The sequence below is a fragment of the Acetobacterium sp. MES1 genome (assembly GCF_002237635.1).
Classification (GTDB): Bacteria; Bacillota; Clostridia; order Eubacteriales; family Eubacteriaceae; genus Acetobacterium; species Acetobacterium wieringae.
In genome coordinates, this window is sequence record NZ_MJUY01000060.1 from 14,287 (window position 1) to 28,880 (window position 14,594).

General features: G+C 43.5%; 10 protein-coding genes. 9 read left to right on the forward strand and 1 reads right to left on the reverse strand.

Annotation, left to right across the window (positions count from 1 at the left end; translation table 11 throughout):
- Positions 1 to 55 precede the first annotated feature (55 nt).
- The gene (locus tag BI182_RS16195) at positions 56 to 1,753 is read left to right on the forward strand and encodes a phospho-sugar mutase (RefSeq protein ID WP_286809367.1); all 1,698 of its coding nucleotides are present in this window, start codon (positions 56 to 58) and stop codon (positions 1,751 to 1,753) included.
- Positions 1,754 to 1,882: 129 nt separating this feature from the next.
- Here the strand turns inward: BI182_RS16195 and BI182_RS16200 are convergent, their stop codons facing one another.
- A complete protein-coding gene (locus tag BI182_RS16200) occupies positions 1,883 to 3,406 on the reverse strand; it encodes an LCP family protein (protein ID WP_250934390.1) in 1,524 nt (507 codons plus the stop codon).
- 283 nt (positions 3,407 to 3,689) lie between these two features.
- On the opposite strand from BI182_RS16200, the gene rfbD reads away from it, so the two are divergent.
- The 8 genes from rfbD (at position 3,690) to BI182_RS16240 (ending at position 14,525) form a co-directional block, all read left to right on the forward strand.
- Entirely contained in the window at positions 3,690 to 4,550 is an 861-nt protein-coding gene (rfbD, locus tag BI182_RS16205) for a dTDP-4-dehydrorhamnose reductase (RefSeq protein WP_070371618.1), read from the forward strand.
- Positions 4,551 to 4,648: 98 nt separating this feature from the next.
- Entirely contained in the window at positions 4,649 to 5,518 is an 870-nt protein-coding gene (gene rfbA / locus BI182_RS16210) for a glucose-1-phosphate thymidylyltransferase RfbA (protein ID WP_148636751.1), read from the forward strand.
- 8 nt (positions 5,519 to 5,526) lie between these two features.
- A complete protein-coding gene (gene rfbC, locus BI182_RS16215; RefSeq protein ID WP_070371616.1) occupies positions 5,527 to 6,093 on the forward strand; it encodes a dTDP-4-dehydrorhamnose 3,5-epimerase in 567 nt (188 codons plus the stop codon).
- A 33-nt stretch (positions 6,094 to 6,126) separates the two neighbouring features.
- Complete coding sequence (gene rfbB / locus BI182_RS16220) at positions 6,127 to 7,230, forward strand: dTDP-glucose 4,6-dehydratase (RefSeq protein ID WP_070371615.1); 1,104 nt, start codon at positions 6,127 to 6,129, stop codon at positions 7,228 to 7,230.
- Positions 7,231 to 7,312: 82 nt separating this feature from the next.
- Positions 7,313 to 8,122 (forward strand): ABC transporter permease, encoded by an 810-nt coding sequence (locus BI182_RS16225; RefSeq protein ID WP_286809371.1) that lies wholly within the window; start codon positions 7,313 to 7,315, stop codon positions 8,120 to 8,122.
- Between the two features lie 32 nt (positions 8,123 to 8,154).
- Entirely contained in the window at positions 8,155 to 9,351 is a 1,197-nt protein-coding gene (locus tag BI182_RS16230) for an ABC transporter ATP-binding protein (RefSeq protein WP_286809373.1), read from the forward strand.
- A gap of 21 nt (positions 9,352 to 9,372) precedes the next feature.
- Positions 9,373 to 11,583, forward strand: a complete 2,211-nt coding sequence (locus BI182_RS16235; protein WP_286809375.1) for a glycosyltransferase family 2 protein — start codon at positions 9,373 to 9,375, stop codon at positions 11,581 to 11,583.
- A 116-nt stretch (positions 11,584 to 11,699) separates the two neighbouring features.
- On the forward strand, positions 11,700 to 14,525 hold the full coding sequence (locus BI182_RS16240) for a GBS Bsp-like repeat-containing protein (RefSeq protein WP_286809376.1): 2,826 nt from the start codon (positions 11,700 to 11,702) through the stop codon (positions 14,523 to 14,525).
- Positions 14,526 to 14,594: the final 69 nt, after the last annotated feature.

Sequence of the window (14,594 nt, forward strand, 5' to 3'; positions counted from 1 at the left end):
GCCGATGCCCCGATTCAGAGACATTCATCCGTAATGGATTGGAGAAAGGAACACGATGGACTATAAAAAAGCGTATCAAAACTGGTTAGATCAGTTGGAACTCAGTGAAGAACTCCGGCAGGAATTGGAAGCCATCACCGATGAAAAAGAAATTGAAGATCGCTTCTATACCGATCTGGAATTTGGCACCGGTGGCATGCGGGGGAAAATGGGTGCTGGCACGAACCGCATGAATATTTACACCGTCGCCAAGGTGACGTATGGCTTAGGAAAGTACTTGTTGCGGCAGGATATTCAGAACTGGGAAAAGGGGGTCGTCATTGCCTATGATTCCCGTCACAACTCCCGAAAATTTGCGGAAGCGGCCGCTGGGGTGCTGGGTAAAATGGGCGTTACCGCCTACCTTTTTGAAGAACTGCGGCCCACTCCGGAACTGTCATTTGCTGTCCGCGAGCTGGGAGCCGCTGGCGGGATTGTGATTACAGCGTCCCATAATCCCAAGGAATATAATGGGTACAAGGTCTATGGGCCCGATGGCGGTCAGATGGTAACCGCTTCGGCGGATGCCCTGATTGCCGAAATCGCCAAGATACCGGATGTTTTTGGCATTCCGATGATGACATTGGCAGAAGGCCGTAATCAAAAGGTCATCAAAATGGTTGGTGAAAATATGGATAATGCCTTCACGAAAGCGGTTACCGCTATTTGCAAGCCCAATCCCAACAGTGAATTGAAAGTTGTTTACACGCCACTGCATGGATCTGGTAATCAGCCGGTGCGTCGGGTGTTGGCAGAACTCGGTTATCGGCATGTGACGGTAGTACCAGAACAGGAATTGCCGGATGGCGATTTTACGACCGCACCCTATCCCAACCCGGAAGACCGATCTGTCTTTACCTTGGCCATGGCGTTGGCCGATGAATGTGGTGCCGATATTATTATTGGCACCGATCCCGACTGTGATCGGGTTGGTGTGGTAGGCCGAAATCAAAAAGGGGAGTTTGAAGTCTTTACCGGCAACCAAACCGGGGCCCTTTTGGTTGATTATTATCTTAAAACCCGCACCGATCTGCCGGATAACAAGGTGGTGATTAAAACGATCGTTACCAGTGAACTGGGTGGGCTTGTGGCCAAATCGCATGGTGCTGGCGTTTTAGATGTTCTGACCGGTTTTAAATACATCGGTGAATGCATGACTGATTTTGAACAAACCGGCGATTATACCTTTGCCTTTGGTTACGAAGAAAGTTATGGTTACCTGGCGGGCAATTATGCCCGGGATAAGGATGCCGTGGTTGCTTCAGCCCTGGTTTGTGAAATGACCGATTATTATAAGAAACAGGGTAAGACTCTTTACGAAGCCCTGATTGAGTTATATAAACAACATGGTTATTTTATCGAAGATGTGGTGGCCTTGACCCTTGAGGGAATCGAGGGGAAAACAAAGATTAATCAAATTATGGAAAAATTCAGACAAGTCAGCTTTCCAGGTTTTGCCGATGCCAAACTGATTTGTTTTAACGATTATGAAGCAGGCATCAGCACGGACATGGTTTCGGGAGTGAAAACAACAATTGATCTGCCCCGATCAAATGTTCTAAAATTTGTTTTTGATGACTATTCCTGGTTTGCCCTGCGGCCATCAGGAACTGAGCCAAAACTAAAGATTTATTTCTCGGTAACCGGGAAGACTGCAAAAGAAGCTGGAGAAAAGAAGGATCTGCTTAAACAGCAGGTAACGGATTTAATCTAAGCGTTACAATCACAGGTGTTAGCAGAGTAAAAGAAGAAAAGAAAGGCGTTATCCCGATGCTTGGGATAACGCCTTTATACGTTTAGGTTTGATAAGTTTTTATAATTAGATTTAGTAAAATAATCTGCACTAATTACTGCTCTCTGAAGACGTGTCATCGCTACCGCTGCTATTGTCGGTGGTACCTGAATCCGTTGAGCCTGAATCATTGCCTGAATTGGAGCCCGATCCAGAGTCAGTACCAGTACCAGTACCAGAAGCAGAGTCACCTGAACTGGAATCAGATCCTGAAGAACTGCCGCCCGAACTGGAAGCGCCCGAACCGCTGGAGCTTCCCGACGAACCGGACCCTGAGGACTCAGTGTTGGAATAGGATGATCCCGAACTGCTGGAGTTGGAATAGTCACTGCTGCTGTCACTGGAACTGGAATCAGTGTAGGATGAGGATGAGCCGGTACCTGCGAAGTAGGCAATGGCATCACTGATTTCCTTGACCCGGGCTGATGGCACATAAGCTGTATAGTTACTAGAACCCGAGCTGGTGCCTGATGAAACGCTGGTGTTTGAACTGGTGGTGGGAGCGCTGACGTTGGTTCGATTACCAGTACTGGCGGAGGTGCTGTCAGCGCTGGCGTTTTGTGTTGCGGTGGTAGAACTGCCGCTGGTTGATGCGGTGTCCGTTGTGGTGGTCGTCTGAACGGGTCCATAAATAAAGGCATGGAGGGCAATGACGTTATCCACCAGACTGGTTGGTACCACATAAGAAACACTGCTGATCATGGCGGTGGTTGCATGGGCGTCAGTAGGCAATCGGAACTCCAGAAATTGCTTGTCCGGAGAGTCTAAAAAGGCCTTGGCATAGGTTGTGATTTCGCTAATTGAAAGGGTGGTTTTGATGTAGGGATAGACCTTGCTTAATAGACTGAGGCCGGTGGTCATATCGATATTGAAGGCTTTGTCAGCAATTTGTCCGACAACTTCCCGCTGTCGTTCGGTTCGATGGAAATCATCGTCACTAAAGCGGTTTCTGGCATAGGCCAGGGCCTGAACCCCAGTGATGGTTTGAACACCCGTTGTTTCCAAATAGGGGTCAGCCTTGCCAACTTTGTCGTTGACATCGTCAATATATTTATTGGTCCATTCCAATACGTCTTCGTTCTGAACATTGACTTCGACCCCGCCCAGGGCATCAACGGTATCGACCATCGCATCGAAATTAACAATGACATAATCTTTAATGTTTAAATCAAAATTCTCGTTGAGGGTTTTAACAGCCAGTTCCGGTCCGCCATAGGCATAAGCAGCATTAATTTTATCAAGACTTTCATAGGTGTCTTTGGTTTCCGGTATCTGAACCAATAAGTCACGCATTACTGAGGTGACCTTGATGTTGCCGTTGCGGAAATCCATGGAGACGATCATAATCGTATCGGTACGATCCCCTTCAATGTCGCTGCGTCCGTCAACGCCAAAAACAGCAATATTGACGGTATCGATATCGAGGTCGTTATTGACGGCCAATTCGGTTTCATCCATCTTGGGTTCGGCGACCATTTCATTTATCTGGCTGATGGTATTAAAGCCATATACTAGTCCAGTGCCTATTAATGAGACGATCAAAAACAGGATGACTAAAATTATTTTCTTTTTCATGAAGGTTCCTTTCAAATTAGCGAACTAAAATCATATCAACCAATAATACCATAAATTTGCTTAAAAAAACATTGAATATTATTAAGGAAATAATAAATTGTGGGAAAAACAGGATTATGTGGGTAACGGAATAATCTTAAATACCTGAAAGAATCTAGAAAAAAATAGACTTTTATGGGGATATCAAGTATAATGACAATGAATTTTTATGGCTTAACTGCATAAAAACAGCGAAAAATCAGAAAAAAATAACAGTAAAAAGAATGATGAAATAAGGTGAAATATGAAAATTTTATTAACCGGTTCCAATGGACAGCTGGGTCGGGAGTTAACCCGGCAACTCGCGAAAAAAAAGATTGACTTTGTTGGATATGATATTCCCGAGTTTGATATTACTGATAAAGAAAAAATGACGGCCATTATTACCAGTGAACAGCCAACCGTGATCATCAATTGTGGGGCACTGACCAATGTGGACGGCTGTGAAACCCAAAAAGAATTGGCCATGGCCATTAATGCGACTGGCCCCCAATATTTAGCAGAAATCGCCCGGGATCGGGATATTGTGTTGGTTCAGGTTTCGACCGATTATGTTTTTGATGGGAGTGGGATTATTGAAGCAGGTGCGGTACGGCCTTATCGGGAAACCGATCCCACTGATCCCAAAACGGTCTATGGCGAAAGCAAAGCGGCTGGAGAAAAAGCCGTTTCTGAAATAGCGCCCAAGTATTTTATTGTCCGCACCGCCTGGCTGTATGGAGACGGCAACAACTTTGTTAAAACGATGCTGGAGCTGGCTTCAAAACATCCAAAATTGACGGTGGTCAATGACCAGATCGGTTCGCCGACCAGCACCGTTGATCTGGCGGCAGCGATTATTGATTTAATCCATACCGATCATTACGGCATTTATCACGGCACCTGTGAAGGACAATGCAGCTGGTACGATTTTGCCATCGAGATCTTCCGCTTATCAGGGATTGACATCCCGGTGGAGCCGGTAACCTCCGAGCAGTTTGTCCGGCCAGCGCCCCGACCTAAATACTCGGTGTTGGAGAACAAAGCGCTAAACGACCTGCAGCTGAACCAGTTCAGACCCTGGCAGATTTCCTTGGTCGAATATCTGGATAATTTAACGAAGTAAGCATTTAAAAGCGTACCCTTCATGGTTTTGCGGCAACCCGCCTCAGAACTTACGGTACGCCAGGAATCTGAAAATAATTTACAAGAGAAGAGGTTATTATGAAAGGTATTATATTAGCCGGAGGTTCCGGCACCCGACTTTATCCCATCACCCGGGCAGTGTCCAAACAATTATTGCCCATCTATGATAAACCAATGATTTACTACCCCCTGGCAACCTTGATGTTGGCGGGGATTAAAGATATTTTAATTATTTCCACACCCCACGATCTCCCGATGTTTGAACGACTTTTTGGTTCCGGGGAGGAATTGGGGTTGAATTTTGCCTATGAAGTCCAGGAAGCTCCCAATGGTTTGGCCGAGGCCTTTATTATCGGTGAAAAATTTATTGGGGACGATAGTGTTGCCTTGGTTTTAGGGGATAATATTTTCTATGGTCATGGCTTTACGGATACCATCAGAAAAGCGGCAGAGTTGCAAAGTGGGGCAGTTATCTTCGGATACCCGGTAACCGATCCGGAACGTTATGGGGTGGTTGAGTTTGCTAAAGATGGAACCGTCCTCTCCATTGAAGAAAAACCGGAAAATCCAAAATCCAATTTTGCGGTGCCGGGGCTTTATTTTTATGATAATAAAGTAGTAGAGATTGCCAAAAATATTAAACCCTCGGAACGAGGGGAACTGGAAATTACCACAGTTAATGAAACCTATTTAAAACAGGGGAATTTAAAGGTGGAACTGTTTGGTCGTGGTATGGCCTGGCTCGATACCGGTACCCACGATAGTTTAATTGAAGCCTCCAATTTTGTTGAAACGATCCAGAAAAGACAGGGGCTTTATGTATGCTGTGTCGAAGAAATTGCCTACTTACGAAATTTTATTGATAAAGAACAGTTGTTAAAACTGGCAGAACCGCTGAAGAAAACAGCCTACGGTCAGTATCTGATTCAGCGTGCGACAGGCAAGTAGGTGGACTGATGGCAAAGATAAATGTAATTAAGACAAAAATTGACGGACTGGTGATCATTGAACCATCGGTTTTTGGCGACCATCGTGGTTATTTCATGGAAACCTACAATGAAGAAGAATTTCACAAAGCCGGTTTAACGATGCGCTTTGTTCAGGATAATGAATCTAAATCCGGTAAAGGCGTCTTACGGGGGCTGCATTTTCAGACCAAATTCTCCCAGGGAAAACTGGTACGGGTGACCCGGGGCGAGGTTTATGATGTCGCCGTCGATCTGCGAAATGGCTCACCCACCTATGGGCAATGGGCCGGGGTGTTGCTGACTGAAGCAAACAAGACCATGTTTTATATCCCGGAAGGCTTTGCCCATGGCTTTTTAGTGGTTTCTGACGAAGCCGTGTTTAACTATAAGTGCACTAATTTATATGCCCCGGAATATGATGGCGGAATTCGCTGGAATGATCCGGAAGTAGGGATCCAGTGGCCGCTTGATACAATCGATGAGGTGCTGCTTTCAGAAAAAGACGGACAGCTGCCCTTCTTAAGCGAGATCCGAGATAGCTTAAGATTTGAATAGATTGAATTTGATAGAGATAGAAATGGAGTAATCATGAAAACAGTATTAGTCACCGGTGGTGCCGGATTTATTGGCTCAAACTTTGTAAAATACATGCTCGATCAGCACCCGGATTATAAAATCGTTAATGTCGATGCGTTAACCTATGCTGGAAATCTGGAAAACTTAACGGATATTGAAAAGAATCCCAATTATGTTTTTGAACGTGGGGATATTGTCGACCGGCCGTTTATTCAGAATCTTTTTAACACCTATAATTTTGATACGGTCGTGAATTTTGCTGCCGAATCCCATGTTGACCGCAGCATTGAAGATCCGGAGATCTTTATTAAAACCAATGTGATGGGAACCCTGGTGCTTTTGGATGAAGCCAAAAATCACTGGCAAACCGGAAAAGATGACTGCGGCTACCCGACCTATCGGGACGGTGTTCGCTATCATCAGGTTTCCACCGATGAGGTTTATGGGGCCCTGGGAAAAACCGGGATGTTTACCGAAACCACCCCGATTGCGCCCAACAGTCCTTACTCGGCATCCAAGGCCAGTGCTGATTTGGTGGTCCGATCCTATGGACAGACCTTTAAGCTGCCAATCACCATCAGTCGTTGTTCCAATAATTATGGACCCTATCATTTTCCGGAAAAATTGATTCCGTTGATGATTTCTAACGTGGTGGCCTTAAAAAGCCTGCCGGTTTATGGCGATGGCATGCAGATCAGAGACTGGCTCCACGTTAAAGATCATTGCAGTGGCATCGACACCATCCTGGAAAAAGGGGTGGCTGGGGAAGTCTATAATATCGGTGGCAATAATGAAAAAGCGAATATTGAGATTGTCAATTTAATTATTGAAAATGTTGGGGAAATGCTCCGCTCCGGGAAATACCCAATTGATAATGATGGTTCAAAAATCAGCAAAGAACTGATTACCTATGTCGAGGATCGCCTGGGACATGACCGTCGTTACGCCATTGATAACACCAAAATCACCACCGAACTGGGCTGGGAACCATCCTACACCTTCGAACAGGGAATTGTTGAGACCATTGAATGGTATCTAAACAATCAGGAATGGCTGGAACAGGTGAAGTCGGGTGACTACCAGCAGTATTATCAAAATATGTACGGAAAAAAATAAAACTAAGAAAAAGTAGAATAGATGTAAATGAAAAAGCACAGTTTTTGTGCTTTTTCATTTAAAATAAGAATGAGGTGTCAGTTTGTATTTGTTTAAAGATTTAATGGATTATATCAGAGATTTGGTTGCAAATCGGAAACTGATTCAGAAATTTTCCATCAATGATTTTAAGTCCCGGTACGCCGGTTCGTTTTTGGGGATTATGTGGGCGTTTATACAGCCGACGGTTAACATTGCCGTATACTGGTTTGTTTTTGGGGTGGGATTAAAATCACCACCAACTAATGGTGTACCATTTATTTTATATCTCATCACTGGTATTATTGTCTGGTTTTTCTTTTCTGAATCATTTGTCAATGGCACCAATTGTTTTCGGGAATACAGTTATCTGGTTAAAAAAGTGACCTTTAATATTAAGATCCTACCGACAGTAAAAATAATTTCATCATTATATACCCATATTTTCTTTATTGGTTTTGCAATAGTGATGTTACTCATCTACAATCATTCATTGTCACTGCACTTTATTCAGATTTTGTATTATCTGCTTTGCCTAATGGTTCTGTTAACGGGTCTAACTTGGATAACTGCATCGCTTCAACCGTTTTTTACGGATATTCTACAATTTATTAATGTTGGGATGCAGGTGCTCTTTTGGGGCACACCAATTGTAGTACCTGTTGAAACATATCCTGAGAATCTATTATGGATTATGAAATTAAACCCTTTGTACTACATTGTCCAGGGATATCGGGAGGCATTTTTTGGAACAGGCTGGTTCTGGGAACACCCGGTAATGACGGCATATTTCTGGGGTTTTAGCTTTGTATTGCTGCTAATTGGAATTGCGGTATACCGGAAATTAAGACCTCATTTTGCTGATGTCTTATAGAAAATGTTGATCACGGATCAGTGGAGGAAATTATGTCAGATGTGGCAATTAAAATAGCCGACGTTACAAAAATATATCAGCTCTATCAACGGCCGATGGATCGCCTAAAAGAATCCATGAGTCTGTTTAAGAAAAAAGAATACCATCATAAATTTTATGCCCTGAACAATATCAATCTGGAAATAAAAAAGGGTGAATCGATTGGGATTGTGGGTAAGAATGGATCAGGAAAGTCGACTTTACTGAAGATTATTTCTGGCGTACTAACCCAGAGTAAAGGTAATGTTACTGTTGACGGCAAGGTGTCCGCCCTGTTGGAACTGGGAACCGGCTTTAATCCCGAATATACCGGAATCGAAAACATCTATTCCAATGGTCTGATTATGGGTTACAGCAAGGAAGAAATGGATGAACGGTTGGATGATATTGTCAATTTTGCGCAAATTGGCGAGTACATTTATCAGCCAGTCAAAACTTATTCCAGCGGTATGTTTGCCCGATTGGCCTTTGCGACCGCCATTAATGTCGATCCGGAAATATTGATTGTCGATGAAGTTCTGGCTGTTGGTGATGCAAAATTCCAGATCAAGTGCATCAACAAAATGGAAGAATTTAAAGCTTCGGGAAAAACAGTACTTTTTGTTTCACACACCCTGGAACAAATCAAACGTTTCTGTACCAAAGCAGTGTGGATTGATCAGGGCGAAATGCGGATGTTTGATGAGGTCACCCACGTCATTGACATGTATGAAAGTGAAATGCTAAAAGAATCGATGGAACAGAAGGCTCTTGAAGAGGGCAAACAGCTACAGGATAACTACGAAATTGAAGCCCATCTGGGAAAAATCACGGCGATGCGCTGTAATAAAGAAACATTGAACACCTTTGATGATTTTATCGTGGATATTGAGTATGAACTGTACGATGATATAAAAAGCGAGCCGTTGGTGGGGGTGGCCTTTTACACCATCGACCGCCAATATATTTTTGGTCCAAACACCCATTTGGATGGGGTGACGATCCCAAAAACAAAAGGAATCCATCATGTCCGTTATGTCGTGCCCAAGCTGCCTCTGCTGGGTGGAAAATACGAGGTAGACATCGGACTTTTTACCAATAAGAGCATTGTCAACCTGGACTATGAAACAGCGGCCTTTGTAATTGCGGTAGTAGCTGACTATTTTACCGAGGGTCTGGTTCATATGGAACACCAATGGGAAATCGTTTAGTTTAAAAGAAAGGTTATGGGAATGAGAAAGAAATCAGTTATTGTGCAGGAAGAAATTAAATATTTTATCGACAAGATTGTCAAGGATGAAGCAAGTCAATGTGCCACGGTTCAGGGCTGGGCCTTTAATACCAAGACCAAAGAGCCGGTCGAACTTTATTTATTGGGAAGAGAAGCCGTCGGGGTTCAGTTTAAACGGGATTTCCGGATCGACGTCAATAACAAGTATGCCTTGCCTGATGATGCCAAGGTTGGCTTTATTATCGAGTTTGATAAAAACACTTATGGTGAAAAACTAAAACTTAAACTAACAGATGACACGAATATTCGCATTGTGCCGATTAACTTGAAGAAGAATTACGATTATTTAAAAAAGCCGAATCTGTTTAATGCCAAACGATTGGCTGGTGTGACAACCCGAACTGTTGGATATCTCAGTCGCAACGGCTTAAAAAATACGATCCGAAAAATCAAGTTTGAACTGAAATATAAGAATCAGGAAAACTATGATTTTTGGATTGACGTTCATGAAGATTATGACAGGAAAAAAGTTCTGGCAGAAATCAGTGGTTTTTCATATAAACCTAAGGTTTCCATTGTTATGCCGGTGTATAATGTAGAAGAACAATGGCTCAGGGCCTGCGTTGATTCGGTTTTAAATCAATATTACGAAAATTGGGAGTTGTGCATTGCCGATGACAATTCGACGGATGCCCATATAAAACCATTACTGGAAGAGTTTAAAATGCTGGATTCTCGCATCAAGGTGGTTTACCGGGAAGAAAATGGTCATATTTCAGAGGCTTCCAACTCAGCCCTGGCGATCGCCACTGGAGAATTTGTGGGTCTATTGGATAATGACGATACTCTGGCCGAATTTGCTCTCTACGAAGTGGTTAAATTATTAAATGAACACCCGGAAGCAGATCTTATTTATAGCGACGAAGATAAGCTAAGTGAGGACAATAAACGCAGCCAGCCATTTTTTAAAACCGACTGGGCGCCCGACATTCTGCTGGCGACCAATTACATTTGCCATTTTGGGGTCTACCGCAAAACCATCATCGATGAGATCGGCGGCTTTAGAAAAGGCTATGAAGGGGCTCAGGATTACGATCTGGTGCTGCGTTTCACCGAAAAAACGAATCAGATCTTCCATATTCAAAAGATTTTGTATCACTGGCGGATGATCAGTAATTCCACCGCCGTCAACCCGGATTCAAAAGGTTATGCCTTCGAAGCTGGTCTTAAGTCTCTGGAAGATGCTCTGGACAGACGGGGAATAAAAGGGATGGTCAGTCATGGAGCCTTCCCAGGCGTCTATAACATTGAGTATGAAATTGTCAATGCAGGCCTGGTATCGGTGATTATTCCCACCCGGGATAATGCTGCTGACTTAAAAGCCTGTATTGATTCCATCTATGAAAAAACGATCTATGAGAATTTTGAAATTATCGTCGCCGATAACGGCAGTGAAAAAGAAGACACCTTCAAACTGTTTGAGTATTATACCAGAAAATATCCGCAGCAGTTTAAGGTTGTGCGAATTGATATTCCGTTTAACTTTTCAAAAATAAATAACCTGGCGGTTAAGGAATCGAAAGGCGAATATCTACTGTTTTTAAATAATGACATCACCGTGATCACCAAAGGCTGGATGAAACGAATGGTCAGTTATGCGCAGCAGGAACATGTTGGGGCAGTCGGGGCAAAACTTTATTATCCCGACAACACCATTCAGCACGCAGGCGTTCTATTGGGAATGGGCGGCGTTGCCGGTCATGGACATGTGGGATTCCCCCGGGGGGATTATGGTTATTTTGGAAAACTGGTCACCACCAATAACTATACCTCCGTGACGGCCGCCTGTATGATGGTGAAACGGGAAGATTTTGACCGGGTCAATGGATTCGAAGAAAAATTGACGGTTGCTTTCAACGACGTGGATTTCTGTCTCAAACTTTACGAAGCCGGAAAATTCAATGTCTGGCTGCATGATGTAGAGCTTTATCACTATGAATCAAAATCCCGAGGGGCTGAAGATACCTATTCAAAATACAAGCGTTTTAACAGTGAAATCAAATACATGAAAGATCACTGGTTGAACTATATCAAGAATGATCCTTACTACAACCGGAATTTAACCCGGGTTGACGGAAATTACGCCATTTGTGTGGATATTGTGGGTTATGTAAAAGGTAAAACAATTGAAGATGAAGAAAATGAGATTTAACTTAAGTACGCAAAAGATGTAACGAATAAATTGACGATGTAAAATTTTTATGCTATTATCGTTACAACTATCAATATAATGACAACAGGAAAAATTTAAAAGAAAGGAGGAAAATAATGACGCAGATAAAAAATTTAAGAAAGCAGATTGCGCTAGGAGTGGTGATGGTTCTGGCCTTGCTGACCTTTTTTTCGTATTTTAGTCTGAGCGTGGAGGCAGCAAGCACCACTATCGTGGTTAATCCAGGGCACCAGTCAGGAACCGATACGGGAGCAGTTAATAAAACAACCGGTATTAAGGAAGTGGATCTCAATAATGCGTTGGCTATTAAAATCGTCACAACTTTACGGAATAATGGCTATAATGCCATGCTGAGTCACCAAATTCCTGGAAACCCTGGATTGCCAACCATGCTGGCAACAACAACCAATAATTCGACAGCGGTATGTAGCGCTGCCAACAGTTTAGGAGCTGATTTGTTTATCAGTGTTCATCATAACTCCGGGGCAGCGACAGCCAGTGGTTATGAATTTTACTGGAGCAGTTATCACCCATCGGTTGATAACAACGGAATTTATCAGAAAGCCGGCTTATGGAGCGATGGGTCGCTGGCAGATTTGGATGCAACACCCCCAACCATAGCCTTGAAATCCAAGGAACTGGCCAACTTGATGAATACTAATTTCAGCAAAAATTTAACCTATGTTCCCAGTCGTAATAAGATTGTGGAGCGGGATGATGCTTATACAAGAAAAACAAGCATGCCATCAGTGCTGATTGAAGCGGGTTTTGTGTCAAACAATGCGGAATCACAGAAATTGGCCGATGGAACCAATCAGCAAAAAATGGCGGATCAGGTTTTAGCCAGTGTCACTGAGATTTTTGGCGCTGCCACATCACCAATGACTGCATCTGGTTTTACGGCCACGGTGAGTGGTGATAAAATCACGGCCACGGTTAAAGGTGTTTCGGCACCTAATGGATTACAGGTTATTTATATCCCGACCTGGAGTGATGATTGTGGCCAGGATGATTTGAAGTGGTATACAGCTTCCAAACAAAGCGATGGCTCTTACAGTGTGACTATTGATGTAAAAGACCATGGTTATACTAGTGGCGATTACCAATTGCATTGTTATGGTGTCGATTCAAACGGGAAGTATACAAAACTCGGCGAAAGCACAGCTAATGTTAATGCATCTGTGCAGAAAAAAATGAGTGCCAGCAGTGTAACAGCAAGTGTGACAGGGAATACCATTACGGTTAACGTAAAAGGTATTAAGGCACCGGGAGGCATCACCGATCTGTTTATCCCAATTTGGAGTGAAACCGGCGGTCAGGATGATTTGAAATGGTACACTGCCACCAAACAAAGTGATGGCAGTTATAAGATCACCGTTGATATTAAAGATCACAAATATGATGGTGGAACCTATAATATTCATGCTTATGGAAAAGATAACACTGGTTTAATGACATTTTTAGGTAGCACGACAACAGCGGTGAAGGTTGATTCAATGACGGCAACCAGTGTCACCGCAGTGGTATTAAACGGAAAAATTACAGCAACCATAAAAGGCATTACGGCTCCTTATGGCATTACCGAAATGTTAATCCCTGTCTGGAGCGAAACCGGTGGTCAAGATGATATTAAATGGTACACCGCCACCAAGCAAAGTGATGGTAGCTACAAGTTGACGCTGGATATTAAAGATCATAATTACAACAGTGGAGACTATATTCTTCATGCTTATGGAAAAGACAGTAATGGCAAAATGACCTTTGTCGGCGCTGCAAAAGCTAACGTTGTGGTTCAACCGATGACGGCAACCAGTGTTACGGCCAGTGTCTCCGGCAATAAGATTACGGCAACGATAAAAGGAATTAGTGCCCCTGGTGGTATCAAACAAATTTCGGTACCGGTTTGGAGTGATGCTGACGGTCAGGATGATCTGGTTTGGTACCTTGCTGAAAAACAAAGTGATGGCAGCTACATGGTCACAGTCGACATTAAAGATCACAAGTATGTTGGCGGTACTTACAGTATTCATGCTTATGGAACCGAGTTTAGCGGAAGAATGACCTTATTAGGGAATACCTCAGCGAATATTACGGCGACAAAACCGATGACCGCATCAACCGTGAAAGCAGTTGTTAATGAGAATATTATTACAGCAACAGTGAGCGGTATCACCGCACCGAATGGAATTAAAAGTATTTTGATTCCAACCTGGAGTGACATAAATGGTCAGGATGATATTAAATGGTATACAGCCACCAAAAAAAGCGATGGCAGTTTTCAGGTGGTAATTGATACCAAGAATCACAATGGTAACAGTGGTACTTATTCGATTCATGCCTATGGTGTTGAATCCGATGGACGATCGGTATTTCTGGGCAATACGTCAGTGAGTGTCCGTTATGTAGAAACCCCGATCATGGGGGCTTCGACAGTGACTGCGGCACAACTTGTAGCCTATTATAAAGGAACTGGAAGTGTCTATCCACAGCTTTACAATGATCTTGGTGTTAATTTAGAAAGATTTGCAGAGCTTTATGTGCAGGAGTGTAATGCCGAAGGCGTTCGGGCGGAGGTTGCCTTTGCCCAGGCAATGCTGGAAACTGGAAATCTTCAGTTTGGTGGGGATGTCAAAGTTTCCCAATTCAATTTTGCCGGGCTGGGAGCCACTGGCGGCGTACCGGGATTTGATTTCGCAGCAGTATACGGAAGTAGCAGCACAGGTCTCCAAACTGGAATTCGAGGACATGTACAGCATCTAAAATGTTATGCCAGCAGTGCAGCGCTCAATCAAACCAAGGTTGATCCACGCTGGAATGATTCCCTGCGATTGCGCGCCGTTTCTGTTGAAGAACTGGCCGGAACCTGGGCAGCTGATACCACCTATGCAGGTAAGGTTAAGGCGATTATGAAAAAGTTTTAGTTGATTAAAAGACGGAGCTGAAGAAATTCAGCTCTGTTTTTTTATATCTTAGACTTGACGCCGACAATG